This is a genomic window from Anaerostipes caccae L1-92, assembly GCF_014467075.1.
Taxonomy (GTDB): Bacteria; Bacillota; Clostridia; order Lachnospirales; family Lachnospiraceae; genus Anaerostipes; species Anaerostipes caccae.
Window position 1 is genome coordinate 1,215,968 of record NZ_AP023027.1, and the last position, 23,720, is coordinate 1,239,687.

Genomic DNA, 23,720 nt, shown 5'->3' on the forward strand with positions numbered 1-23,720 from the left:
AGAATCAGATAGTGGGAAGGGAAGGATCGAAGAGTATGAAAGAATCAAGGGTGAAGATCCTGCGTCTGACAGCGTGGCTGGTTGCCAGTGCCATGTTTGTCAGTTTAAGCAGTGAGGCAGTGGTGCGGGCTGCCCAGAGAAGAAATCAGATCGCAAAGGTACAGCCAAAGACCGCTGTGACAGAGACAGAACAGAAGGCAAAGACAACAAAAGCATCAGAAGAATATAAGGCTTTTTGGTTTTCATTCTATGATTATGATGAATATCGTGACGCCTATAAAAAGAATAACGCATCCAATTTTAAAAAGTATTTTACAAAAGTTGTAAACAAGGGAAAGAGCCTTGGCATGAACCGTGTAATCGTGCAGGTAAGGCCGTTCGGTGATGCTATTTATAAGTCCAAGTACTTTCCCTGGTCCAAATATATCTCAGGGAAACAGGGCAGAAGCCCGGGATATGATCCGCTGAAGATCATGGTATCTGTGGCACATTCCAAAGGAATGGCGATTGAGGCATGGGTGAATCCTTACAGGGTGACCAAGGGCAGCACCAGCTATAAAAAGCTGTCAAAGAACAACCCGGCCAGAAAGTGGAATGCAAAGAAATCTACAAGGAGGAATGTACTTTCCTACGGGGGAAGTCTTTATTACAACCCATCCAAAAAGGCCGTACAAAACCTGATCGTGAACGGGGCAAAGGAGATTGTCCAGAAGTACGATGTGGATGGAATCCATATGGATGACTATTTCTATCCGAGTTTTTCAAAGAAGAATGTCAAGAAAGCATTCGATGCCAAAGAATACAACAAATCTTCCTACAAAAAGAAGAAAAAAAGCATTTATACATACCGAAGGGCTCAGGTAAATAACCTGGTCAAGAGGATGAAAAAGACGATCAAAAGTGTGGACCCGAACGTGACCTTCGGCATCAGTCCGGCAGGAAACATTGACAATCTGACCAGCAAGTATTCTTACTATGTAGATATTCATAAATGGCTGAACTCCACGGCTTATGTGGATTATATCTGTCCTCAGATCTACTGGGGATTCAAACATCCGACGGCTGCATTTGACAAAGTGACGAGACGATGGGTGAAGGCTGCAAGGAAGAAAAAAGTGAAGCTCTATATTGGGATCGGAGTCTACCGGGCAGGACACAATGCTGGACAGAACCGGGCAGAGAGAAAAGAATGGAAGAGTGACACGAAGGTGCTGAAAAAACAGGTACAGTATGGCCGCAAGTACAAAGTGGACGGATTTGCATTCTTTGACTATCAGGACCTTAAAAGCAAGACCAGCAGGAAAGCAGTAAACCAGCTGAAGACAGTTTTAAAGTAAAGAAAAATTTAAAGAGATTATTCAGAAATATAGAATTCTGAATAATCTCTTTTTTGTTTCATAGGAAAGTTCTATGACCTTCCTTATGAAATAAAAACACTCCGCGACCGGTCTTTCTTACAGAGATCAGAGGTGCTGCTTTTTCTGCCTTTTGGAAATAACAGAATCAATGAGACCATATTTCAGTGCTTCTTCGGCACTCATAAAATGATCCCTGTCAGTATCTCTTTCAATTTCTTCGATGCTGCGCCCTGTATTTTCAGCTAATATTCTGTTTAATCTTTGTTTGTTCTTTTGCATATAATCAGACATTATTTTTATATCGCTGGCTGGTCCCTGGATACCATTGCCATGTATAGCCGGCTGATGTATCATAATTTCAGCATTGGGCAACGCCATTCGCTTGCCCTGTGTGCCTCCGGCTAATAAAAACGCTCCAAAACTTGCAGCTAAACCAACGCATATTGTGGCAACATCACATTGAATATATTTCATAGTGTCATAGATTGCAAAGCCGGCAGTTACGGAACCTCCCGGACTGTTAATATAGAGCTGAATATCTCTGCCTGGGTCCTGGGCTTCCAGAAAGAGCATTTGTGCTACAATTAAACTGGCAGAAATATCACTTACCTCTTCACCCAGAAAAATAATTCTGTCTGACAGCAAACGTGAGAAAATATCATAGCTTCGTTCTCCCTGGTTCGTTTGCTCAATGACATAAGGAATTGTACTCATGCGGCCAGCTCCTTTTCTTTAATCCTGCGGATAAACCTAATATTTTGTGTATAATAGAAATTTCCACGCAAGGAGATTCTGTTTTGCTTTGGCACAAAAACCTTCATATTTCTATAAATTTTGGGCGGGTATACGTATAACTGTTTAAAAGCAAGTGAAAATGCCTGCTGAGAGTCATATCCGGCTTCATAAGCAATTTCTGTAATAGGCTCGTTTGTTTTTATCAGTTTTTCCGCAGCAATGGTAAGCCTGCGGCTTTGCAGGTATTTATAAATGGTAATTCCTGTACGTTCAGAAAATATGCGATTCAGATAAAATTTTGAGTAACCGATATTTTTAGCAATTATATCTACACTAATTTCACTTTTGATATTATCCTCAATGTAATTCACGACTTTTTCTACAATCTCTTTTTGCTGTTTCATAGTTTCACCTCCTTCCATCATTATAATTAGTATGAGTTTCCGTGTCTTAATAAAAAATGCTGTTTTACTGCCCACTTTACTTTTTCATGATATGTCACAAGTCTGCAACAATCATCTCTTTCGCACTGTTTTGAATACTTTTGGCATCCTCAGCCAAAATATTGGAATCTGTGATCAGCAGGTCAACGTCACGGACCGGATTTCCCTGGAATGCTTTGTGAAGACCGATCTTTGAAGAATCCAGCATAAGAATCTTTAACCCTTCCATCTCACAAATGATCCTTATAGTGCTCATCTGAATCTCATTTGCACATTGGATCTCATGATTATGGTGGTTGTGAAGACCAAGAGCAGAAAAGAAAATTTTTTCCGGATAGATCCTTTTCATATTTTCAAGTGTCAGGTTGCCGGTCAGTGAATAGTTGGAGGTGGACACCTCTCCTTCAAGGGCATAAATATGTGTCACGTTGGAACGGGGGCCATAATGAATGATCGCCAGATTAGGGGTGAAAACCGTGACATTCTTTGCGGTGATCTCTTTGTAAAGGAGAAAACAGGTAGAACCTGTATCCAGATAGATCGTGTCATTGTCATGGACCTGCATTGCGGCACGGCGCACAATCGCAGTTTTTTCTTTTTCATTGAGCTTTTCCCGAATATTAAATTTTGTGATCCGGTCATCGGAAAGCGCGCGGGCTCCGCCGTGGATCCGCTCAATCAGTCCCTGTTCATCTAAAATGGACAGGTCACGAATGATCGTTGATTTTGAAACATTAAAATCGCTCATCAGCTGGGGGATTGGAACATACTCATAAGTTTTAATATAAGATAACAATTCATTCAGTCTTTTTTCTCTTTTTGCCATAGTCTTTCCTTTCTGTACAGAACACAACTCTAATGGGACATCATATTTCTTTCTACCATAATACTGAAATGACACAAAGATGTCAATATTTTATCCAAAATTGAAATTAATAAATCAAAAATATGAATTTTATAGATAAAAAGGTTGACAAAAGAGGAAAACAGAATTAATATTGAATCAAACAAATCAATAAAACGACAAAAAAGAATCATAAATCTCAATAAGTAAACAAAAAATGAAATAAAAGTATCAAAATGTAAGGAGGTGAAGTTATGGGAAGAGAGATCAGAGCGATGGTAGCATGCGGCAGCGGCATTGCGACTTCGACGGTTGCAGCAAATGCAGTCCATGAAATATTTCAGGAACTTGGGATTGATGTAAAAATCATAAAAGGTACGGTTCCGGAAATATCTGAAAAAGCAGATGAGATGGATATTGTGTTTGTGACAAATTGCTATAGAGAAGAAATTTCGTGTCCGGTAGTCAATGTTACAGCTTTTCTGACCGGAATAAAAAAAGGCAAAAAGATTGCAGAGATTAAAGATGTCATTACAGGTCTGAATGAAAAGATTAATGGATAGTGTGGGAAAACAAAGGAGGATTATATGGAACTGATCAATACGATAGTAAAATTTATTTCGGATGTAGGAGCTTCCGCCATGCTGCCGTTTGTCATAGCAGTGCTGGGTCTTTACTTTAGGATAGGAGTAAAGAAAGCAGTCAGAAACGGATTGATGGTAGGGATTGGATTTCTTGGAATTAACACGGCACTGGGAATCCTTACCGGAGCGATGGGGAACATCTCCGGATATTATCAGAATCTTGGGAGCGGATTTACTGTCATCGACGGCGGATGGCCGGCGCTCGGAGCGGCAGGATGGTCAACACCCTTTGCGATGCTGGTGATTCCGCTGGGGTTTATATTAAATTTTATTCTGGTGAGATTCCGGTTTACAAAAACATTAAACGTGGACTTGTGGAATTACTGGCATTTTTTAATTACCGCGTGTATGGTTTATTATCCGATGAGACTCGGAGGAGCTTCCGTTATTACCGCGGGAATTGCGGGAACGATTGCGGCTCTTGTCTGTTCGGTCATCGTGCTGAAGGTGGCAGATGCCACCGCAGAAAGCTGGCAGGACTATTTCGGACAGGAGGGAACGGCCGTTACCACCCAATTTGCTATGGTAACGGCTTACCCGATCGCTAAAATGACAAACTGGGTCCTGGACAGAATTCCCGGAATCAAAGATACGAAATTTGATTTAAAGACCCTCAGTAAGAGATTAGGAATTTTCGGAGATACGTCGGTTATGAGTTTTGTGATCGGTATCATCCTTTGTATTATTACAAAACAGTCTGCGGCAAATACTTTGACGATCAGCATTTCCATTGCGGCAGCCATTGTATTGCTTCCAAAGATGGTATCTGTTTTGTTGGAAGGATTGGGACCTATCGGACAGGCTGCCTCTGAATTTATGCAGAAAAAGCTTGGAGACGAATACGACATTAATATCGGTATGGACGTGGCATTGGGGCTTGGTGATACCTGCGCCATTCAGACAGCTGTCATCATGATACCGATTACAATAGCATTGGGATTTATCGTTCCGGGAGTGAATTTCTTTCCCATTGGCCTTGTAGGCGGCATGGTTTATACGACGACCGTTTCTTCATGGGCATCCAAAGGTAATGTACTGAAGACACTGATCTCAGCAATTATGGTTACTGTATATGAGCTGATTGCCATGAGCTTTATGGCAGGGCTTACAACACTGGTAGTAAAGGCGGCCGGGACTATGGACCTGTCCGGCGGAGCACAGGTGGTTGGTACAGTCTGCGACACCATTTACAACGTGATCATCGCGATCATTGCAAAGTTTGCAGGGTTGATCTAGGTAGTATTTATTTATTGCATGCAGATAAATATTTCAAATATTAATTTCAAATTAGGAGGTAAGTTATGAGTGAAATTCCAGCAACAATGAAAGCAGCATTATGGTATGCACCTTTAGATGTAAGATTTGTAGATGTTCCGGTACCGGAGATCGATGATAAAGGGGTATTGATCAAAACAAAGGTTACCCTGACATGCGGAACCGATGTAAAAACATATAAGCGAGGATATCCGGGAGAAAAACCGGGTGCTACATTTGGCCATGAAGTTGCGGGGGAAATTGTAAAAGTAGGAAAAGATGTAGAAGGATTTAAAGTGGGAGACAGGGTAGTTACCCATAATACGGCGCCGTGCGGAAGCTGTTATTACTGCAAGATCGGCCGGAATGACGGGGAATGTGAGTCTCTGGTGCGCATCAAAGGCGGACATTCTCAGTATGTGGCAGTGCCGGACCAGATTGTGAAAACAAACCTGTTCCATGTCCCGGATCAGGTTCCGTATAAGGCAGCTGCATTGGTAGAGCCATTTTCCTGTGCTGTCTACGGTGCAGATATGACTCCGGTACATTTTGGTGACTATGTGGTTATCCTGGGGGCAGGCCCTATCGGACTGATGATTGCCATGCTCATGAAGAAAAAGGGAGCAAAAGTGATCCATGCAGACTTTAGTGCAAAACGTTTGGAAGTCAGCAAATCTCTGGGGACAGATATTGTGTTTGACCTGACCGGTGTGGAAGATCCGGTGAAAGAAATCCGGGCACTGACACCGGACGGACGAGGTGCAGACTCAGCGATTGATGCTTCCGGACAGCCGGCTGCATGGGAAAATGCAATTAATATTGTCCGCAAAGCAGGATTTGTCAATCTGTTTGGAGGATGCAAAGCAGGTACAACCATTACCGTTGATACACATAGAATTCACTACGATGGGGTGACATTGACGGGATTCTATCACACAACTCCAAGACATGTGCAGATGGCGGCTGATATGATCATCAATGGCGAAATTCCTGTAGATACTTTTGTAACGGGTGAATACCCGTGGGAACAGCTCATTGAGGCGGTGGAAGCCCATGGAAGACAGGAAGGAATTAAAAATGCCATCAACTGGGACTGATTATTGGGAGGTGAAAAATGTCTGAAGCATTAAATAAAGCAAAATCAGAAGTTGTGCGTGCCTGCAAAATTATTTCCGGTAATGGATATGTACTTGGTACAGCAGGAAATGTCTCATCCATTGTGGAAGGAGAGAATTTGTTTGTCATCACGCCGTCCAGCTATCCGTATAACATTATGGAAGAAAAGGATCTGGTCGTGGCAGACCTGGACGGAAATATTGTAGAGGGGGATAAAAAACCGTCCATTGAATTTACCATGCATCGGGGAATTTATCGGGAGAGAAACGATGTAAAAGCCATTGTACACTCTCATTCACCATATGCCACTGCGGCAGCCAGTGTTCAAGGGGTTAATATGATCCCGGCGGTGGACATTGAAGCGGCTTTTGGACTCGGCGGAGATATGGATATCGCCGGGTTTGCCCCTCCGGGGAGCCCAGAACTTGCAGAGTTTGCACGAGCAGCCATAGGAGAAAAAGGCGGCGTACTGCTGTCAAACCACGGAGCCATCGGTGTGGGAAAAAATATGGATGAGGCACTGCTTGCCAGCGATAATATTGAAAGAAACTGCAGATTGTATTTAAGCATCAGGGCTGCAGGAAAAGTAAAAACAATGCCGGAAGAATTTATGGATTTTTCATCCTCTGTTTTTAAAGAAGTAAGCGGCATAAAACAGTAACATAGCAGATGGGTTTGGACTTCGGATCAAAAGTCCAGGCCCTTATCACTTTCAGGAAAAGGAAAGGGGTGAAGAACGGAAATGATGAAAAAGGTTTTTGTTATAGAAGGTGAGGCTCGGAACAAAGAAGAAGCATTAAGGCTTACATTCCAGAAGCTTTATGAGGAAGGTTTCGTAAAAGAAAGTTTTTATGAGGGATGTGTTGAAAGGGAGAAACAGTTTCCCACGGGACTGGATACACCGATTCCAGTGGCAATTCCCCACACGGACTCTGTCCATGTAATATCTCCTGCGGTGTGTGTACTGAGACTTAAAAAACCGGTTGCTTTCTCTTTAATGGAGGATGATTCCAGACAGGCCGAGGCAGAATTTGTGTTCAATATGGCATTAAAATCTAATGATGATCAGCTGGGAATGCTGAATAAGATTATCGGGACTGTACAGGATGTGAAACTGTTAAAAAATGCAAAAACAATGTCCTGCAGCAGTCTGGAGAACGACCTTCAGAGAAAATGGACAGATCAGGAAAGGAGAAGCAATGGATAACTTTACATTTTACAGTCCCACTAAATTTTGTTTTGGAAAAAATGCAGAGGACAATTTGGGAGAACTGCTTGACTGGATCGGTTCAAGAAAGGTCATGATTTTTCATATGAGCGGTCCGGAACTAAGGTCAGGTATTCTTGACCGGGTGAAAGAAACACTTGCAGAAGGACAGATTGAATTTGTAGAAGCAGGCGGTGTAAAAGCAAATCCCAGGCTTGATTATACCTTGAAATGTATAGAAACAGCAAAAGAAGAAAAGGTGGACTCGGTTCTTGCTATCGGCGGAGGAAGCTGCATTGATACGGCCAAAGCCACTGCAGCAGGGGCGCTGTGCGGGGATGATTTTTGGGAGCACTTCCAAAAAAATATTCCGTTTGAGAAGGCACTCCCCATTGGGGCCATTGTAACGATTGCGGCATCCGGGAGCGAGGGCTCCGAGGCATGTCTGTTAAAAGACGAGGAACATAATATAAAAGTAGGACTGCACAGCGAAGTATTTCGTCCTGCCTATGCCATCGAGAATCCGGAGCTGACGTTCAGTCTGCCCAAATATCAGACGGCGTGCGGGATTACAGACATTATGATGCATGTGATCGAACGCTATTTTACCAATACAAAGGGGACGGAACTTACGGATCAGCTGAGCGAGGGTGTCTTGCGGACGATGATAAAATATGGTCCGGTAGTGATGGAGAAACCGGACCACTATGAAGCAAGGGCAGAAATTATGTGGGCTGGGGTCATTGCTCACAACGGGATCTGCGGCGTGGGACGTGAGATCGATTTAGCCAGCCACATGATACAGGACGTGATCGGCGGGCTGTATGATTCCGCTCATGGAGCGGGCCTTGCAACCATCGCACCTGCATGGATGCGGTATGTATATAAACATGATATACCGAGGTTTGTACGTTTTGCAACAGAAGTATGGAGAGTACCAAATGACCCCTTTGACCAGGAAGCAGTGGCTTTAGAGGGAATCCGGAGAACAAAAGAATTTTTTAAATCACTTGGAATGCCTGTGACCCTTCATGAACTTGGAGTCTGTGAAAAGGATATGGACTTTCTCTGCAAAAACCGATGCGCCGGGCATTTTGTGGAGCTTTACGAAGAAGATATCCGGAAAGTATATGAGCTGGCAAAATAACATGAAAGGATTAAAAAGAATCAGTGAGAAACCAAACGATATGGTGCTTATGGACCTTCCGGAACCCCGGCTGCCGGGAGACGACTGGTTAAAAGTGAAGGTGTCCTATGCAGGGATCTGCGGATCAGATATCAAAATGTTCCACATGGATTGTTCCGCCCCTGACAGTAAACTGAGGCCTCCTGTGATTCCGGGACATGAGTTCAGCGGGATTGTGTGGGAAAAGGGCAGTGCCGTTCACCATGTGGAAGTTGGTGACAGAGTTGTCTGTCATACGATGGTAAAACCTTGTGGGAGATGTGAATACTGTCTGACCGGAAACTGGGGACTCTGCAGAGAAAGAAAAGGCATTGGATCTGATATAAACGGCGCATTTGCAGAATTCCTTGTTTGTCCCGCGAAAAATGCCATAAAGATTCCGGAGGAGCTGCCTCTGGATACGGCTGCCCTTACGGAGCCTCTGGCATGTTCTGTAAGAATTGTCGAAGAAATAGGAAAGATCAGGAGAGGAGAAAAAGCAGTAATTTTTGGTCCCGGACCCATCGGCGCCTGCTGTGCAATGACAGTCAGGGCAAATGGGGCGGTCCCTGTGATTGTCGGAACGAAACATTCCAGACACAGAATGGAAGTTTTGCAGGACAACGGGATCCAATGTTTTATCAATGATGAGAAACTGCCGAAAAATATATTAGATTATTTCGGCGGATACGCGGATATGGCGGTTGATGCGGTAGGGAAAGAAGCTGTTTTTCAAAGCACTTTTCATGTGGTGAAAAAGCTGGGAAGGATTGTGGTCGGAGCCATTGATGAATCAAGCACAGGCTACTCTGTCAATATGACAAAAGTTTTTGGCAGCCAGATTAAAGTTCTTCCGTCCTGTTCCTCCACTCCAAAAGGATGGCATGAAGCTTTAAACTTGTTAAGCGAACATCAAGACGAATTTAAAAAGTTCATCAGCGGCAGCTATCCTCTGGAACAATGGGACAGAGCATTCCAAAAAGCGGAAAGCAGGGATGGATTTAAAATCATGCTGAGGCCATAAAGACTTTCTATCTGTGTGCAGTTATTATATAATAATAAACAACGAAAACACACAGAAGGGAGAGAGTATGAACAGACTGATCAATGCGATGGTAGCCTGTGGAAGCGGGATTGCAACTTCAACGGTTGCGGCAGGCAATATTCAGGAAATATTTGACGAACTGGGGGTGAGAGTTCAGCTTACAAAATGCTCCATTTCAGATATACCGGCCAATTCCGACGGTATGGACATCATTTTTGTTACGAACAATTACCGGGGAGAAGTCCCTTGTCCAATCATCAATGTTACTTCATTTATAACAGGTATAAAGAAGGATAAAACAGTAGAGAAAATCAAAGAAACAATACTCGACATTCTAAAAAATTAAAATGCGGAACAGAAGGAAACATAAAAAAGAAGCATATCACAGCAAAGCGATATGCTTCTTTTTTATTGACATATTATAAAATTAAGTATATTATATATCATATAGTATTGATAAAAAAATAATATGATATCAGGGTCAAAAGATATTTTGACTACAATATTATGATATGGGAGTGTGTCTATGGTATTTAATACAGGAGCTGCTTTGCTGGACGCCATTGTCCTCGCGGTAGTCTCAAAAGAAGAAGAAGGGTCCTATGGGTATAAGATTACCCAGGATGTACGAAGAGTCCTGGATGTATCAGAGTCCACTTTATATCCTGTGCTGCGCAGACTCAGAAATGAAGGCTGCCTGGAAGTTTACGACAGGCAGTGCGACGGGAGGAACCGCAGGTACTATAAAGTGACCAGTCAGGGTATGATCCAGCTGAACTTATATAGGACAGAGTGGAAATCTTACTCATTTAAGATTACGAAAATATTTGAAGGAGGAGCAGTCCATGAGTAAAAAAGAATTTCTGGACCAACTGGCATATTTGCTTCAGGACATTGCGCCGGAAGAACGGGATGATGCAATTGGATATTATGTGGATTATTTTGAGGAGGCGGGACCGGAACGTGAGCAGCAGGTGATCGAGGAATTGGGGAGCCCTGAAAAAATCGCCGCCATGATCCGGGATTCACTGAACGGTACGACCGGAGAAGATGAATATACAGAAAATGGATATCATAACCGGAGATATGATGAAAACACGAAGATGCCAGAGAAAGCAAAGAAAGAATCGGGCTTTCATTTCAAAGGGAACCGGGACCGGAATCTGATCCTCATTGTTTTGATTGTTGTGGGTACAGTGGTACTGGGGCTTCCTCTGATTGGTGTGATTGGAGGAACAGCAGTCGGAATTGTCGGTATATTTTTCGGCTTTATATCCGGAGTTGCCGGAATCAGTGTGGGGCTTCTGGCAGGAGGGATCGGTGTATTCGCTGCCGGAATTGTAAAGATGTTTACGCAGCTTCCCACAGGATTTATGATGTGCGGCGGCGGTTTGATTATGATGGCAGTGGGACTCTTGTTCTGTGTACTTTTTGTCTGGATCCTCGTAACAGTATTTCCGCCCTTGATCAGAGGAGTCGTAAATCTGATCCGGAGGCTGTTTCATAAAGGGGGAGAAGAAGCATGAAAAAATTTTATAAGGTCTGTCTGATCATCTGTCTGGTATTTACAGTTGCAGGAGCAGGCTGCATTATCGCAGCGGCAGCGATGGGATTTTCCTTTACGGATACTTATCACTATGTGAGAGATAAAGTAAATGGCTACTCAGGCAAATATGAAGACGAAGAGGCAGAGCGGCTGGAATTTCCGAAAGACAAAGTAAAGAAGATAACAATAAAGGTAGGCAGCAGGGATCTGTCCATTGTCAGAGGAGAAGGAAGTCAGATCGTGCTCACTACAAAAGGAAGCCGCAAACTGTTTCAATCTCAGCTAAACGAGGGCCTCAATGAACTGACGATCCGGTCAAAATCTTCGGTTCACCGTCCCTTTTTCTTTGATTATGGATATGAACAGGCAATTTTGAGCATACCAAAAGATGTAAACCTGGATGATTTCAGTCTGGATGTGGGGAGCGGAGATTTTGTATCAGAGGAATTGAAATCCAAAAGAATGAGGATTCAGTGCGGAAGTGGAGACATCAAATTGTCCGGAATCAAGTCTGATAATATTGATATTCAGTGCGGAAGCGGGAATATAGAGGCGGACATATGGGACAGCAGGGTTAATTACAGGTATAATATTAATGTGGGAAGTGGAGACGTAGTCTTTGACGGACACGAACTGGAACACAGCAATAAAGAAGGAACCTGGGGTAATGGGACCAAATTTATTGATGTTCAATGCGGAAGCGGAGACATTAACATAGACTTTTTGAACAATATATAAGGAGGAGATTTTCATGAGCAGTAAACGATTATATAAATCAAGAGAGGACAAAATGGTCTGCGGCGTCTGTGGAGGAATCGCAGAATATTTCGATGTGGACCCGACCTTGGTACGATTGGGCGCCGTACTGCTGGGATGTTCAGGAACCGGAATCTTGGTTTACATTGTGGCGGCAGTCATCATACCAGAGAGAAGGTATTAAAAATAGTAATTGCATCCGTTGTCAAAGCTATGATATAATATTATCCGAAAAAGACCAAGTCAAAAGGCTTGGTCTTATATTTTGACAAAGAGGAGAAATCATATGAAAACACCAATTTTGATCGCCATGATTGCCTACATGGCAATGGTTGTGTACATCGGAGTGATTTACAGCAAGAAGAATAAGACTTCTGAAGACTATTTTCTGGGAGGAAGAGGACTCGGTCCCTGGGTTACGGCAATGAGCGCCGAGGCTTCTGACATGAGCAGCTGGCTGTTGATGGGACTTCCGGGACTGGCTTATGCATCCGGCTTCAGCCAGGCGGGATGGACTGCCATCGGCCTGATCTTAGGAACCTATTTGAACTGGAAGATCGTTGCAAAACGTCTGCGCCGCTATACGGAAGTTTCCAACAACTCTATCACGGTTCCCGACTTTTTCAGCAACCGATTCAAAGATGAGAAGAAGATCTTAATGTTTGTCTCATCCATCATGATCCTGATCTGTTTTACGGTCTATACAGCGTCCGGATTTGCTGCCTGCGGAACTCTGTTTAACTCAGTATTCGGGCTCAATTACCAGGCAAGTATGATCGCCTGCGCGGCAGTTATCGTTATCTATACATCGATCGGCGGATTCCTTGCCGCCAGCACCACAGACCTGATCCAGGGGCTTTTAATGTCCTTTGCGATCGTCACAGTCCTGATCGTGGGTGTCGCGGCTGTGGGCGGCGTTGGAAATATTGTAGAACACGGAAAGACTATGGAAGGCTTCTTTGATGTTATGAAATATCATGATCCGGCCACCGGACATGCAGTATCCCAAGGCATAATCCCCATCCTTTCAGGGCTTGCATGGGGACTCGGATACTTCGGTGTCCCGCATATCCTTGTACGTTTTATGGCCATCAAGAACGTTAATGAGATCAAAAAATCCAGAAGGATCGCTATGGTTTGGGTATTGATTTCACTGACGGTAGCTGTGTGCATCGGATTTACCGGAGCGGCTCTTTATCCGAACGTAGCGGAGCTTGCAGGCAGCGGAAATCAGAGAATTTTTATCTATATGACAATGCACCTGTTTAAGGGAATTATTCCTTTGCTCTTTGCGGGTATTATCTTGTCAGGAATTCTGGCAGCGACCATGAGTACATCAGACTCCCAGCTGTTGATTGCTTCTTCCTGTGTATCGAAAAATATGTATGAGGGATTCTTTAAAAGAAAAGCATCTGAGAAAAAAATCCTGATTATTTCCAGGGTTACTACGGTCGTCATCGCTGCCATCGGAGTTATCATTGCACTGGATGAAAACAGCTCTGTATTTAAGCTGGTGGAAAATGCCTGGGCAGGATTTGGCGGAGCGTTTGGCCCGCTGATCTTATTTGCTCTGTTCTGGAAGCGGACCAATTTAAAGGGTGCAGTTGCAGGAATGGTCAGCGGCGGTGTCATCGCCCTTGTCTGGCCGTATACGTTTGCGAAGCTGGGCGGAATTTTTGAGATTTACTGTCTGCTGCCTGCATTTATCGTGTCTTCTCTGCTGATCATCGTTGTCAGTCTCCTGACAGAAGAACCGACCAAAGAAATGCAGGAAGAATTTGAAGAAGCAAGAAAGCCTCTTTAAAGTTTGAAATTTATGCGTTATGATATGGATATGGTAAGTTTTACATAAAGAAAGGGGAAGCACAGTATGTTAAATGAAAAAGTAGCAGAATTGATGAACGATCAGATCAATAAGGAGTTTTATTCTTCCTATCTGTATTTAGATATGTCCAACTACTATGTGGACAAAAATCTGGACGGATTTGCCAACTGGTTTAAGATTCAGGCACAGGAAGAGAGGGATCATGCCATTTTATTTATGGAGTATCTCCAGGCAAATAACTGCAGAGTAACACTGGAGGCAGTGGCAAAACCCGACAAGAGCTTTGAAGAACCGGCAGACCCATTGAAAGCGGCATTGGAGCATGAGCAGTATGTTACTTCTCTGATCAACAATATCTATGATGCGGCATATCAGTGCAAGGACTTCAGGAGTATGCAGTTCCTGGACTGGTTTGTGAAAGAGCAGATGGAAGAGGAAAACAATACGGATTCCCTCGTTCAAAAATTTGAAATGTTTGGGACTGATCCGAAAGGCTTATATATGCTGGACGCAGAGCTTCAGGCAAGAGTCTATGCTGCTCCGTCACTGACGGTATTATAATTTCATAAAATTTTCCGGGATTGCCTTCTTTTTAGGCAATCCTTTTTTTGGCGTTCATGACTCTGATCTCATAATATAAATAAAAGCTGTTCTGCACATTCTATGGATGTTCACATAAACTGATATTATCAGAATTGAAAGGAGATAATTCGTTGGAAAAATACAATCAGCAGAGATGCTCATGCGGACAGCCGGCACCATATGAGATGGACCGAACGTGCGGCTATAATTCAAAAATGAAAAGAAATGGTAATTACGGTCACCACCATGACGGCGTGGATTCCATGGCACTCGCAATGGCATATGTGCCGTGGCAGCATTGGGATCAGATCTATTGTCCTGAAGAGGGATTGGCATGCGGTACCATTTTCCCGGAACTTAACAAACCATTTTATGGGAAAGCGGGGTGCAGACGATGAATAAATATGATCAGGAAAAATTATTGAGATATATTGATGCAGTCAGCTTTGCCTTGATCGATACGACACTGTACCTGGATACCCATCCGGATGACCAGGAGGCAATCAGTCACTTTAATCAGTACCAGTGTGCCAGAAATAAGGCTGTTAAAGAGTATTCCCAATACTTTGAGCCATTAACCATTGATTCTGCAGAGATCACTGACACATTCACCTGGGCAACCACAAAATGGCCTTGGCAGAAGGAGGGATGTTAGACTATGTGGAATTATGAGAAACGTTTGGAATATAAAGTCAACATCAAAAAATGTGATCCGATGCTTGCGAAAGTCATCATCACTCAATACGGCGGACCGAACGGTGAGCTGGGCGCATCCATGAGATATCTTTCACAGAGATTTGCGATGCCGTATAAAGAAGTATGCGGCGTGCTAACAGATGTTGGAACAGAAGAACTTGCCCATCTGGAAATGGTTTGTTCTATTGTTCATCAGCTCACACGTGATTTGACTCCTGAACAAATTCAGGCGGCTGGGTTTGACCAGTACTATGTCGATCATACAACCGGTGTTTGGCCTCAGGCAGCCAGCGGAGAACCTTTTAAAGCAGATTTCTTCCAGTCTGTCGGAGATCCGATCACCGATTTGAATGAAGATTTGGCAGCTGAGCAGAAAGCCAGAACGACGTATGACAACCTGCTTCGTTTGATTAAAGACCCGGATGTCAGAGATCCGATCGCTTTCCTGAGAGAACGGGAAATCGTGCATTATCAGAGATTCGGTGAGGCCCTGAGAAGAGTACAGGATCATCTCGATTCTAAAAACTTCTATGCTTTCAACCCGGCTTTCGACTGTAAAACAAAATAATACGCAGTTTTCTCGTTTTAAACGGCAGGACCTTTGTTCTGCCGTTTTTCTTTTTCGTGGATTTTTAGAAAATTTTCTATATTATAAATGGTCTTTTCATTTATAAAGTGTTCAATTTTTTCCACCTGTTCCAGTTCGTCTTCACTTTCATTGATCATGCACAGAAAACGGTTCAGGATATCATGCCGGAATAAAAGATAATCCCCGGCTTTTCTGCCTTTGTCGGTGAGCCGGATATATCCGTATTTTTCAGATAAGAGATATCCCAGATCCTTTAAATTTTTTACCATTTTTGAAGCAGAGGAAGGCTTGACATGGAGCATGTGGGCCAGCTGGTTTACCCTGACGACTTGTTCTGTCAGGAGCAGGCGGCAGATCATTTCCAGATAATCTTCCATGGAGGCCGTCATATTGTGGGCTTCTCCGTTCTGATACCCTTTCAGTGTATAAAATCCTTCTCTTTTTTCCATGAGCCGCTTCCTTTTCCTAAAAATATTGTAACGCTTTCTTTTGTCCCTCAATATAATAGCATTGAGAAATAAAGTTTCCCTATCCTAATAGATATTAAGGAGTGAATCATTTTATGAGTCAGAATTGCAGTTTAAATGAATTAAATCCGGGTGAAACGGCAGTGGTAAAAGAACTTAAAACCAGGGGGAGCATCCGCAGGAGGCTTCTGGACATTGGACTGGTGAAGGACACGAAGATAGAATGCGTCGGGAAGAGCCCGGCAGGAGACCCGGCGGCTTTTTTGATCAGAGGTGCGGTAATCGCGATACGTTCTGAAGATATGAAAGATATTGTAGTGAGAATTTAAAACAGGAGGAGACAATGCGATGGGACTGACCAGTCATTCCACCGGAATGAAATCTGTAGATTCGGGGCTGAACGTAAAAAAGCAGAATTCAAAGGATAAAGTTGTTGCCATAGCGGGGAATCCCAATGTAGGGAAAAGTACGGTGTTCAACAATTTGACGGGAATGAGACAGCACACAGGGAACTGGCCGGGAAAGACAGTGGCAAATGCACAGGGGTACTGCAGAACAGAGAATAATTCCTATGTTATGGTCGATATACCCGGGACCTATTCCCTGCTGGCACATTCTGCGGAAGAAGAAGTAGCCAGGAATTTTATTTGTTTTGAAAAACCAGATGCGGTCATTGTCGTATGTGATGCCTGCTGTCTGGAGAGAAATCTGAACCTGGTTCTCCAGACTTTAGAGATCACGAACCGGGTAGTCGTCTGTGTAAACCTGATGGATGAGGCAGAAAAGAAAGGGATTACCATTGATGTCCGGGCAATCTCAGAAAAACTGGGAGTACCGGTGGTTGCAGCGGCTGCCAGAAGCGGAGAGGGTCTTGCGGAACTGATGCAGGCTGTCGATGCCGTTGCCGACGGCCGGTGGAATCAAAAGCCGTTAAAACCAGAGTATGATTTTTATCTGGAGAAAGCACTAAAAAGTCTAGAACCAGCGATGAATCAAAAGGTATCAGATAAGTTTCCTGTCAGGTGGTCTGCGCTTATGCTTCTGGAATCAGATCCTGCCCTGTTGATGGAAATGGAGCAGCAGCTGGGAACCGGGCTCAGGGAAGATCCGGATGTGAATCAGGCTGTTAAAAAAGCAGAGCAGATTCTTTCAGAAGAGGGGACAGAGGAGCTTGAAGACAGGATTGTCTCAGGGCTTGTAAAAACAGCTCAGGACATCTGCGGCAATACAGTTTTATTCGGGACAAAAGATTATATCAAAAGGGACCGGAAGCTGGATGATATTCTGACCAGCAGGAAAACCGGATATCCGGTGATGATCGGACTTTTGGCCGTAGTGCTGTGGGTTACGATCGTTGGAGCCAACTACCCTTCAGAACTGCTGTCAAAGGCTCTGTTTTGGGCGGAAGACCGCCTTGCAGGGATGTTTCTTAAGGCGGGACTGCCTGCATGGCTTTGCAGTATGCTGTTCTCAGGAGTTTACCGGGTTTTAGCTTGGGTCGTATCCGTCATGCTGCCGCCGATGGCGATCTTTTTTCCTCTGTTTACACTTCTGGAAGACGCCGGCTATCTTCCGAGAGTCGCATATAATCTGGACCGGTCCTTTAAGAGATGCTGTACATGCGGAAAACAGGCACTGACTATGTGTATGGGCTTTGGATGCAATGCGGCGGGGATCGTCGGGTGCCGGATCATTGATTCGCCCAGGGAAAGGCTGATAGCGATCCTCACAAACTCATTTGTACCATGCAACGGCAGATTTCCCACTCTGATCCTTATGATTACCCTGTTTTTTGTAGGGACAGGAGACGGACTGCCCGCCTCCATCGGCTCGGCGGTGCTGCTGACGCTGCTGATTCTGCTGGGTGTATTTATGACCCTTGCAGTTTCAAAATTGCTGTCAAAAACAGTTCTAAAAGGGATGCCGGCATCTTTTACACTGGAACTTCCGCCGTTTCGAAGGCCTCAGATCGGGAAAGTCATTGTAAGATCAATTTTTGACCGGACTTTATTTGTCCTGGGCCGTGCGGCGGCTGTGGCAGCACCGGCAGGGCTGCTGATCTGGATTCTGGCCAATGTTTCAATAGGGGGAACAACCCTGCTTTGCGGATTTACAGAGCTGCTGGACCCGTTCGCGAGGATGATCGGGCTGGACGGAGTGATTCTTGCTGCATTTATCCTTGGATTTCCGGCCAATGAAATTGTCGTGCCGGTGATGATCATGGCATATTTGTCCCAGGGGATGCTGACAGAACCCGGAAGTGTGGAGACGATCCGCCAGCTACTGGTACATAATGGCTGGACACAGACGACGGCTCTGTGTATGATGCTGTTTTCCCTGATGCACTGGCCGTGTTCCACGACACTCCTCACCATTAAAAAGGAGACAGGAAGCCTCAAGTGGACGCTTGCCGCTTTTCTGCTTCCCACCATAGCAGGCTGTCTGTGCTGCTTTTTCGTAAAAATGATGTCACAGCTGATCTGTTAAAATAAATGCCTGTCTATGTTACAATAAAGATAACAAGGAAAACAAAAGACAATGCAGAAGGAGGGCAGGCAATATGAAGAAGAGTGATATTGGATTCAAACTGATCATGACAGTGGTCTGGGGATTTGCGGGATGGGCTGTATGGTGCCTGGGTTCTATGATTCGCATAGCAGCTGCACCATACAGCTTTTTCCGCTTCTTTGATTATCTGATTGCCGGAGCTTTTATTTTGGTTGTTTTAACAGTCTGGTCGGAAAAATTAAAGAAGAGAAAGAAAACCTGTGCACTTGTTTACCTGCTGCTTAGTGCAGCGATCACTGTCGGTGGAGTATTGACCTGGAAAGAGAAAGAAGATACGGTATTAAATCAGAACTTTGACACGAAAAAATATTTGCCTTTCCATGAGGAGTCAAAGATTGCCCGTTTGAAAGAAAAGTCTGCTTTGAAGCTTAAAAAAAATTTGCCGATTGTGGACGGTGCGGCGGCCTTATTCCCTGTTTACTCAGCGGTTGTTAATGCGGTATATCCGGAAAATATAAAACTGCTGGATGAAGAGGACGAGAATTGCGTTTTTGTGTATAACAATACAGTAGATGGATATTATGAACTAATAGACAAAAGGACGGATTTGTTTTTTGGGGTGTATCCTTCGAAGGGGCAGTTAGATTGGGCCAGGGATTATGGAGAAAAGCTAAACCTTACTCCTATAGGAAAGGACGGATTTATTTTCTTTGTTCATAAGGACAATCCGGTGAGCAGTCTCACGAAAGATCAGATTCAAAAAATATATTCCGGCAAAATTACGAACTGGAAAGAAGTTGGAGGAAGAAATGAAAAAATCGTGGCTTATCAGAGAAACGAAGACAGCGGAAGCCAGACTCAATTTCTGAGGTTCATGGAAGAGGAAGACATCATGATACCGCCGACAGATCAGGTGGAAGACTTGATGTCAGGAATGATAGAGGAGGTAGCTGACTATGAAAACCGGACGAACTCCATAGGATTTTCTTTCCGCTATTATACGGAGAAGATGATCGCAAATCCAAACATTAAAATGCTTTCCGTCAATGGGGTCAAGCCTTCTAAAGAGACCATAAGAAATGGTACTTATCCTTTGAATGTCTATATTTATGCAGTGACACTCAAGAGCAATAAGAAAAAGAATGTAAAGAAACTTGTGGACTGGATGCTGTCTGAACAAGGGCAGTATATTATTGATAAAACAGGATATGTCCCAATAAAATAAAAATATTTGTCTCACAGGCTATTTCTTTGTTGCTTCATTGGCTGATACTTGTTACGATACTGTTATCTTAGCGAAAAAGAAAGAAGTATGGGAAAGATGAGGGGAATATGAACATCATTATCGTAGGCTGCGGAAAAGTCGGCCGTTCTCTGGTAGAACAGTTAAGCAGCGAAAATCATGATATATCCATTGTAGATCCGAAGGCATACGTCGTCCAGTCTATGGTAGACATGTATGATGTCTTTGGAATTGTGGGAAACGGGGCAAGTTATAATGTTTTAACGGAAGTCGGAGTGGAAGAGGCCGATCTTTTAATTGCGGTGACAAATTCGGATGAATTAAACCTGCTGTGCTGCCTGATCGCTAAAAAAGCCGGAAAATGTGCCACCATTGCGAGGGTCAGCAATCCGGTTTATTTTGATGAGATCAATTTTATAAAAGAAGAGATGGGGATTTCCATGATCATTAATCCGGAGCTTGCAGCCGCTTCTGAGATGTCCAGAATTTTAAGGATTCCCACAGCCATGGAGATCAACTCCTTCGCAAAAGGGAAAGTTGAACTGTTAAAATTTGTCCTGAGAACGAGTTCCATTCTAAATGGGATGCGAATAAAAGAAATAGGCGAGAGAATGCGCGGTGAGGTTCTCGTCTGTGCTGTGGAACGGCAGAATGACGTTTTCATTCCTTCCGGGGATTTTGTTTTACAGGAAAACGACAGGATTTCGATTGTGGCTTCTCCGGGAAGTGCCAGCAGCTTCTTTCAGAAAATCGGTGTTCAGATGAACCCTGTCAGGAATGTCATGATCGTAGGAGGCAGTAAAACAGCATATTATCTTTCCAAAAAGCTGCTCAAAATGGGCATATCAGTAAAAATCATAGATAAGGACTTTGACCGGTGTGAGGAACTGAGCGTACTGCTTCCCAAAGCGGTTATCATCCACGGAAACGGAAGTGACCAGGAAGTCCTGCTGGAAGAGGGACTCCTGGAGACAGATGCCTTTGTGGCACTGACAAATTTTGACGAGGAGAATGTGTTTTTATCCCTCTTTGTAAAAGGGCAGACACCTGCGAAGCTGATTACAAAGGTGAAACGTGTCAGTTATAATCATATTATCGACGGCCTTGACCTGGGAAGCCTTATTTATCCGGAATATATCACGGCTCAGTATATCGTTCAGTATGTCAGGGCAAAACAGAATTCTATCGGGAGCAATATAGAGAATTTGTATAAGATTGTGGACGGAAAGGCAGAGGCCCTGGAGTTTCATATTGAAGAACATGCACCGGTCATCGGTATTCCGCTCCAGACACTGCCGCTGAGGGACCAGATCCTGATCTGCAGTATTAACCGGAACGGAACGGTGAAAATTCCAACAGGACAGGATATGATCCGGGTGGGTGACACCGTAATCGTTGTGACCACCAAGACAGGCCTGCACGACATCAGTGATATACTGAAAAAAGAATCGAGATGATTGGAGAAAAAAGAAAATGAATTACGCTGTTATCCGATACATATTAGGATTGGTCATCCTGTTTGAGGGGGCTTTTCTGTCACTGCCGTGCATGGTAGCCCTGATTTACAGGGAAGCCAGAGGCATCCCTTTCTTTGCAGTCATGCTCCTGTGCTTCTTTGTTGGATTTTTACTGAGCCATAAGAAACCCCAAAATATGCAGTACTATGCTAAAGAGGGATTTGTGGCCGTTGCATTGAGCTGGATTCTGCTGAGTTTTTTCGGGTGTCTTCCTTTTGTATTTAATGGAGATATCCCATCTTTTACTGATGCAATGTTTGAAATGATTTCCGGATTCACCACCACGGGAGCCAGTATTTTGTCCGATGTCGAAGTGCTGGCAAAGTGCAGTCTGTTCTGGAGAAGCTTCAGCCACTGGATCGGGGGTATGGGGGTACTCGTATTTATCCTGGCAATCCTCCCCATGGGAGGAGGACAAAATCTGCACCTGATGAAAGCGGAGAGCCCTGGCCCGTCCGTAGGAAAGCTGGTGCCGAAAGTAAGGCAGACCGCCAAGATCCTCTATGGAATCTATTGTTTTATGACGCTGATAGAGATTATTCTGCTTATGTTTGGAGGACTTCCTCTGTTTGATTCCATGCTGCTCTCTTTCGGAAGTGCCGGTACAGGAGGCTTTTCTATTCTTAACTCCGGATTTGCCGACTATTCTCCCTATATTCAATATACGGTGACAGTCTTTATGATTTTGTTCGGTATAAATTTTAATGTTTACTATTTTATTCTGATCCGTAAGTTTAAAGACGCGTGGAAGTTTGAAGAATTGAAATACTATCTGTTTGTCATTGCGGCTGCTGTCCTGTGTATTACCTACAATATCAGGGATCTGTTTCCAACCCTGGAATCTGCATTCCGCCATGCCTCCTTTCAGGTAGGTTCCATTATTACGACTACCGGATATTCCTCCGTGGACTTTAATGTCTGGCCGGAATTTTCCAAGGTGATTCTGGTTATGCTGATGTTCATTGGAGCCTGTGCCGGAAGCACCGGGGGAGGGATCAAAGTCTCCAGGGTGATCCTGATGCTGAAGACGGTTAAAAAAGAAATGTATTTTTACATACACCCGAGAAGTATCCGGAAAATTAAATTCAACCAGCATGTAGTCGAGCATGAGGTGATACGTTCTATTAATATTTTCTTGATCACCTATATGATGATCCTGGCATTTTCCACACTTCTGATCGCTTTGGACGGATTTGACCTGATCACAGATTTTACTGCGGTCGCGGCGACTCTGAATAATATCGGACCGGGACTGGAGCTGGTGGGACCAACCAGCAATTTCGGAATGTTCTCTGATTTTTCAAAAGTGGTCCTGATGTTTGATATGCTGGCAGGAAGGCTTGAGCTGTTCCCGATGCTGGTACTCATAAGTCCTATTACATGGAGAGATACCAAGGTGTTTAAGAAGATTCCGAAGTACAGGAAGAATAGTCCGGGAGTATAGAAAGTGTGATCAGAACCTGGGACGGCAGATAAAAGAGCCACATTCCGTTCTGTGCAAAGGATAAAACCGGTTCCGGTACAGAAAAGGGAGCCGCAGAGGGAAGATTGGAAAGCCCTACGCAGAGATCACAGCAGAGAAATAATATGAGTCCTGCGCTAAACAATCTGTATGGAAGACTTATGTGGCGTAGGGCAAGGCTTTCTGCCGCATTAAAGAGTAACTGGGTGAAGTAAAAGACTCCGGCTGCCGTGAGAAGATTCCATATGTGGAGAATTCCTAAAAATACAAACATACATCCTGTGAGAAGAAAACGAATGGGCAGAAACGGAAGAAAGGCAAAGCCTCCGGCCCGGAGGAGACGGCAGTAGTACAGCATTTGGACTCCGCAGAAACACAGGACACCAGCCGTATAATTTGTGTCAAGGACCAGGAGAAATGCATCCGCAGCGGCGGTCAGCCCCAGGGCGGATATTACCAGTATGCGGTCCTTTGTTTTGCCGAAGATGAAACCGAAGAAGAAGCACAGCAGGATGGAACAGTATTTCAGAATGGTACTTAAAAGGGCTGAGGAAGATGTGAGATCCAGCATCAAAAAGAAAACATAAAGAATACATTCTGTTAAAACGAAAAGAAGTACAGCGGACCCTGCGGGGTCTGTTTTTTTCATTTTGCACCTTCCTTTCTGAAAACGCCATGGATTTTTTGCCTGTTTTATAGTATTCTTATTAAAATGAGA

Annotated in this window: 28 protein-coding genes; 23 read left to right on the forward strand and 5 right to left on the reverse strand. The window is 44.0% G+C overall.

All coding sequences use genetic code 11. The annotated features are described in order from the left end of the window. The first annotated feature begins 35 nt into the window (after positions 1 to 35). Complete coding sequence (locus tag ANCC_RS05925; RefSeq protein WP_006568773.1) at positions 36 to 1,337, forward strand: glycoside hydrolase family 10-like protein; 1,302 nt, start codon at positions 36 to 38, stop codon at positions 1,335 to 1,337. Positions 1,338 to 1,463: 126 nt separating this feature from the next. Here the strand turns inward: ANCC_RS05925 and ANCC_RS05930 are convergent, their stop codons facing one another. From ANCC_RS05930 to ANCC_RS05940, 3 genes are all read right to left on the reverse strand, one after another. Next, on the reverse strand, positions 1,464 to 2,072 hold the full coding sequence (locus ANCC_RS05930; RefSeq protein WP_006568774.1) for an ATP-dependent Clp protease proteolytic subunit: 609 nt from the start codon (positions 2,070 to 2,072) through the stop codon (positions 1,464 to 1,466). Next, complete coding sequence (locus tag ANCC_RS05935) at positions 2,069 to 2,497, reverse strand: helix-turn-helix transcriptional regulator (protein WP_039947054.1); 429 nt, start codon at positions 2,495 to 2,497, stop codon at positions 2,069 to 2,071. Before ANCC_RS05935 ends, ANCC_RS05930 begins: the two co-directional genes overlap by 4 nt. Before the next feature lie 94 nt (positions 2,498 to 2,591). Next, positions 2,592 to 3,362, reverse strand: coding sequence for a DeoR/GlpR family DNA-binding transcription regulator (locus tag ANCC_RS05940; RefSeq protein ID WP_009288814.1), 771 nt, complete (start codon positions 3,360 to 3,362; stop codon positions 2,592 to 2,594). A gap of 272 nt (positions 3,363 to 3,634) precedes the next feature. Between ANCC_RS05940 and ANCC_RS05945 the strand changes: the two genes are divergently transcribed. The 17 genes from ANCC_RS05945 (at position 3,635) to ANCC_RS06025 (ending at position 15,784) form a co-directional block, all read left to right on the forward strand. Continuing rightward, positions 3,635 to 3,943, forward strand: a complete 309-nt coding sequence (locus ANCC_RS05945) for a PTS sugar transporter subunit IIB (RefSeq protein WP_006568778.1) — start codon at positions 3,635 to 3,637, stop codon at positions 3,941 to 3,943. A gap of 24 nt (positions 3,944 to 3,967) precedes the next feature. Beyond that, complete coding sequence (locus tag ANCC_RS05950; protein ID WP_006568779.1) at positions 3,968 to 5,260, forward strand: PTS transporter subunit IIC; 1,293 nt, start codon at positions 3,968 to 3,970, stop codon at positions 5,258 to 5,260. Positions 5,261 to 5,325: 65 nt separating this feature from the next. After that, positions 5,326 to 6,375, forward strand: coding sequence for an alcohol dehydrogenase catalytic domain-containing protein (locus ANCC_RS05955; RefSeq protein WP_006568780.1), 1,050 nt, complete (start codon positions 5,326 to 5,328; stop codon positions 6,373 to 6,375). Positions 6,376 to 6,392: 17 nt separating this feature from the next. Continuing rightward, positions 6,393 to 7,055: a class II aldolase/adducin family protein gene (locus tag ANCC_RS05960; protein ID WP_006568781.1), complete on the forward strand. Its 663-nt coding sequence runs from the start codon at positions 6,393 to 6,395 to the stop codon at positions 7,053 to 7,055. Between the two features lie 81 nt (positions 7,056 to 7,136). Continuing rightward, a complete protein-coding gene (locus ANCC_RS05965; protein ID WP_006568782.1) occupies positions 7,137 to 7,601 on the forward strand; it encodes a PTS sugar transporter subunit IIA in 465 nt (154 codons plus the stop codon). Further along, positions 7,594 to 8,748, forward strand: a complete 1,155-nt coding sequence (locus ANCC_RS05970) for an iron-containing alcohol dehydrogenase (protein WP_006568783.1) — start codon at positions 7,594 to 7,596, stop codon at positions 8,746 to 8,748. Before ANCC_RS05965 ends, ANCC_RS05970 begins: the two co-directional genes overlap by 8 nt. Position 8,749: 1 nt before the next feature. Next, positions 8,750 to 9,790 (forward strand): zinc-dependent alcohol dehydrogenase, encoded by a 1,041-nt coding sequence (locus tag ANCC_RS05975; RefSeq protein ID WP_039947056.1) that lies wholly within the window; start codon positions 8,750 to 8,752, stop codon positions 9,788 to 9,790. Positions 9,791 to 9,857: 67 nt separating this feature from the next. Continuing rightward, positions 9,858 to 10,157, forward strand: coding sequence for a PTS sugar transporter subunit IIB (locus ANCC_RS05980; RefSeq protein ID WP_006568785.1), 300 nt, complete (start codon positions 9,858 to 9,860; stop codon positions 10,155 to 10,157). A 180-nt stretch (positions 10,158 to 10,337) separates the two neighbouring features. Next, a complete protein-coding gene (locus tag ANCC_RS05985) occupies positions 10,338 to 10,664 on the forward strand; it encodes a PadR family transcriptional regulator (RefSeq protein WP_006568786.1) in 327 nt (108 codons plus the stop codon). Continuing rightward, positions 10,657 to 11,337, forward strand: coding sequence for a DUF1700 domain-containing protein (locus ANCC_RS05990; protein ID WP_006568787.1), 681 nt, complete (start codon positions 10,657 to 10,659; stop codon positions 11,335 to 11,337). The genes ANCC_RS05985 and ANCC_RS05990 overlap by 8 nt, the downstream gene beginning before the upstream one ends. Beyond that, positions 11,334 to 12,095: a DUF4097 family beta strand repeat-containing protein gene (locus ANCC_RS05995; protein ID WP_006568788.1), complete on the forward strand. Its 762-nt coding sequence runs from the start codon at positions 11,334 to 11,336 to the stop codon at positions 12,093 to 12,095. Before ANCC_RS05990 ends, ANCC_RS05995 begins: the two co-directional genes overlap by 4 nt. 13 nt (positions 12,096 to 12,108) lie before the next feature. Then, a complete protein-coding gene (locus ANCC_RS06000) occupies positions 12,109 to 12,297 on the forward strand; it encodes a PspC domain-containing protein (RefSeq protein ID WP_006568789.1) in 189 nt (62 codons plus the stop codon). Positions 12,298 to 12,399: 102 nt separating this feature from the next. Beyond that, complete coding sequence (putP, locus tag ANCC_RS06005) at positions 12,400 to 13,917, forward strand: sodium/proline symporter PutP (protein ID WP_006568790.1); 1,518 nt, start codon at positions 12,400 to 12,402, stop codon at positions 13,915 to 13,917. Positions 13,918 to 13,983: 66 nt separating this feature from the next. Further along, positions 13,984 to 14,499, forward strand: coding sequence for a ferritin (locus tag ANCC_RS06010; RefSeq protein ID WP_006568791.1), 516 nt, complete (start codon positions 13,984 to 13,986; stop codon positions 14,497 to 14,499). A gap of 152 nt (positions 14,500 to 14,651) precedes the next feature. Next, entirely contained in the window at positions 14,652 to 14,918 is a 267-nt protein-coding gene (locus ANCC_RS06015; protein WP_233458255.1) for a spore coat associated protein CotJA, read from the forward strand. Continuing rightward, positions 14,915 to 15,175, forward strand: coding sequence for a spore coat protein CotJB (locus ANCC_RS06020; RefSeq protein WP_006568793.1), 261 nt, complete (start codon positions 14,915 to 14,917; stop codon positions 15,173 to 15,175). The genes ANCC_RS06015 and ANCC_RS06020 overlap by 4 nt, the downstream gene beginning before the upstream one ends. 3 nt (positions 15,176 to 15,178) lie before the next feature. Further along, entirely contained in the window at positions 15,179 to 15,784 is a 606-nt protein-coding gene (locus ANCC_RS06025; protein WP_006568794.1) for a manganese catalase family protein, read from the forward strand. A 17-nt stretch (positions 15,785 to 15,801) separates the two neighbouring features. On the opposite strand, the gene ANCC_RS06030 is transcribed toward ANCC_RS06025, so the two are convergent. Further along, positions 15,802 to 16,254, reverse strand: a complete 453-nt coding sequence (locus tag ANCC_RS06030; RefSeq protein ID WP_182483053.1) for a metal-dependent transcriptional regulator — start codon at positions 16,252 to 16,254, stop codon at positions 15,802 to 15,804. A 113-nt stretch (positions 16,255 to 16,367) separates the two neighbouring features. Between ANCC_RS06030 and ANCC_RS06035 the strand changes: the two genes are divergently transcribed. From ANCC_RS06035 to ANCC_RS06055, 5 genes are all read left to right on the forward strand, one after another. Then, a complete protein-coding gene (locus tag ANCC_RS06035; protein ID WP_006568796.1) occupies positions 16,368 to 16,601 on the forward strand; it encodes a FeoA family protein in 234 nt (77 codons plus the stop codon). Between the two features lie 19 nt (positions 16,602 to 16,620). Continuing rightward, positions 16,621 to 18,759, forward strand: coding sequence for a ferrous iron transport protein B (feoB, locus tag ANCC_RS06040; RefSeq protein ID WP_039947059.1), 2,139 nt, complete (start codon positions 16,621 to 16,623; stop codon positions 18,757 to 18,759). Positions 18,760 to 18,832: 73 nt separating this feature from the next. Beyond that, positions 18,833 to 20,005: a PstS family phosphate ABC transporter substrate-binding protein gene (locus ANCC_RS06045; protein WP_006568798.1), complete on the forward strand. Its 1,173-nt coding sequence runs from the start codon at positions 18,833 to 18,835 to the stop codon at positions 20,003 to 20,005. 107 nt (positions 20,006 to 20,112) lie between these two features. Next, positions 20,113 to 21,480 carry a Trk system potassium transporter TrkA gene (gene trkA, locus ANCC_RS06050; RefSeq protein WP_006568799.1) on the forward strand — a complete coding sequence of 456 codons (1,368 nt, stop codon included), beginning with the start codon at positions 20,113 to 20,115 and terminating at the stop codon, positions 21,478 to 21,480. A gap of 16 nt (positions 21,481 to 21,496) precedes the next feature. Further along, positions 21,497 to 22,984: a TrkH family potassium uptake protein gene (locus ANCC_RS06055; protein ID WP_006568800.1), complete on the forward strand. Its 1,488-nt coding sequence runs from the start codon at positions 21,497 to 21,499 to the stop codon at positions 22,982 to 22,984. Here the strand turns inward: ANCC_RS06055 and ANCC_RS06060 are convergent. Beyond that, positions 22,941 to 23,651, reverse strand: a complete 711-nt coding sequence (locus ANCC_RS06060; RefSeq protein ID WP_050754310.1) for a lysoplasmalogenase family protein — start codon at positions 23,649 to 23,651, stop codon at positions 22,941 to 22,943. The two genes, ANCC_RS06055 and ANCC_RS06060, sit on opposite strands and share 44 nt — an antisense overlap. Positions 23,652 to 23,720 lie beyond the last annotated feature (69 nt).

Bases quoted from the DNA above. Each gene is read 5' to 3' on its own strand.
- ANCC_RS05930 (WP_006568774.1), bottom strand. From the start codon at position 2,072: ATGAGTACAATTCCTTATGTCATTGAGCAAACGAACCAGGGAGAACGA.
- ANCC_RS05990 (WP_006568787.1), top strand. From the start codon at position 10,657: ATGAGTAAAAAAGAATTTCTGGACCAACTGGCATATTTGCTTCAGGAC.
- ANCC_RS06025 (WP_006568794.1), top strand. From the start codon at position 15,179: ATGTGGAATTATGAGAAACGTTTGGAATATAAAGTCAACATCAAAAAA.
- ANCC_RS05935 (WP_039947054.1), bottom strand. From the start codon at position 2,497: ATGAAACAGCAAAAAGAGATTGTAGAAAAAGTCGTGAATTACATTGAG.
- ANCC_RS05945 (WP_006568778.1), top strand. From the start codon at position 3,635: ATGGGAAGAGAGATCAGAGCGATGGTAGCATGCGGCAGCGGCATTGCG.
- ANCC_RS05950 (WP_006568779.1), top strand. From the start codon at position 3,968: ATGGAACTGATCAATACGATAGTAAAATTTATTTCGGATGTAGGAGCT.
- feoB (WP_039947059.1), top strand. From the start codon at position 16,621: ATGGGACTGACCAGTCATTCCACCGGAATGAAATCTGTAGATTCGGGG.
- ANCC_RS05975 (WP_039947056.1), top strand. From the start codon at position 8,750: ATGAAAGGATTAAAAAGAATCAGTGAGAAACCAAACGATATGGTGCTT.
- trkA (WP_006568799.1), top strand. From the start codon at position 20,113: ATGAACATCATTATCGTAGGCTGCGGAAAAGTCGGCCGTTCTCTGGTA.
- ANCC_RS05965 (WP_006568782.1), top strand. From the start codon at position 7,137: ATGATGAAAAAGGTTTTTGTTATAGAAGGTGAGGCTCGGAACAAAGAA.
- ANCC_RS06020 (WP_006568793.1), top strand. From the start codon at position 14,915: ATGAATAAATATGATCAGGAAAAATTATTGAGATATATTGATGCAGTC.
- ANCC_RS06055 (WP_006568800.1), top strand. From the start codon at position 21,497: ATGAATTACGCTGTTATCCGATACATATTAGGATTGGTCATCCTGTTT.
- ANCC_RS06060 (WP_050754310.1), bottom strand. From the start codon at position 23,651: ATGAAAAAAACAGACCCCGCAGGGTCCGCTGTACTTCTTTTCGTTTTA.
- ANCC_RS05960 (WP_006568781.1), top strand. From the start codon at position 6,393: ATGTCTGAAGCATTAAATAAAGCAAAATCAGAAGTTGTGCGTGCCTGC.
- ANCC_RS06010 (WP_006568791.1), top strand. From the start codon at position 13,984: ATGTTAAATGAAAAAGTAGCAGAATTGATGAACGATCAGATCAATAAG.
- ANCC_RS05955 (WP_006568780.1), top strand. From the start codon at position 5,326: ATGAGTGAAATTCCAGCAACAATGAAAGCAGCATTATGGTATGCACCT.
- ANCC_RS05980 (WP_006568785.1), top strand. From the start codon at position 9,858: ATGAACAGACTGATCAATGCGATGGTAGCCTGTGGAAGCGGGATTGCA.
- ANCC_RS05940 (WP_009288814.1), bottom strand. From the start codon at position 3,362: ATGGCAAAAAGAGAAAAAAGACTGAATGAATTGTTATCTTATATTAAA.
- putP (WP_006568790.1), top strand. From the start codon at position 12,400: ATGAAAACACCAATTTTGATCGCCATGATTGCCTACATGGCAATGGTT.
- ANCC_RS05995 (WP_006568788.1), top strand. From the start codon at position 11,334: ATGAAAAAATTTTATAAGGTCTGTCTGATCATCTGTCTGGTATTTACA.
- ANCC_RS06030 (WP_182483053.1), bottom strand. From the start codon at position 16,254: ATGGAAAAAAGAGAAGGATTTTATACACTGAAAGGGTATCAGAACGGA.
- ANCC_RS05985 (WP_006568786.1), top strand. From the start codon at position 10,338: ATGGTATTTAATACAGGAGCTGCTTTGCTGGACGCCATTGTCCTCGCG.
- ANCC_RS05970 (WP_006568783.1), top strand. From the start codon at position 7,594: ATGGATAACTTTACATTTTACAGTCCCACTAAATTTTGTTTTGGAAAA.
- ANCC_RS05925 (WP_006568773.1), top strand. From the start codon at position 36: ATGAAAGAATCAAGGGTGAAGATCCTGCGTCTGACAGCGTGGCTGGTT.
- ANCC_RS06045 (WP_006568798.1), top strand. From the start codon at position 18,833: ATGAAGAAGAGTGATATTGGATTCAAACTGATCATGACAGTGGTCTGG.
- ANCC_RS06035 (WP_006568796.1), top strand. From the start codon at position 16,368: ATGAGTCAGAATTGCAGTTTAAATGAATTAAATCCGGGTGAAACGGCA.
- ANCC_RS06000 (WP_006568789.1), top strand. From the start codon at position 12,109: ATGAGCAGTAAACGATTATATAAATCAAGAGAGGACAAAATGGTCTGC.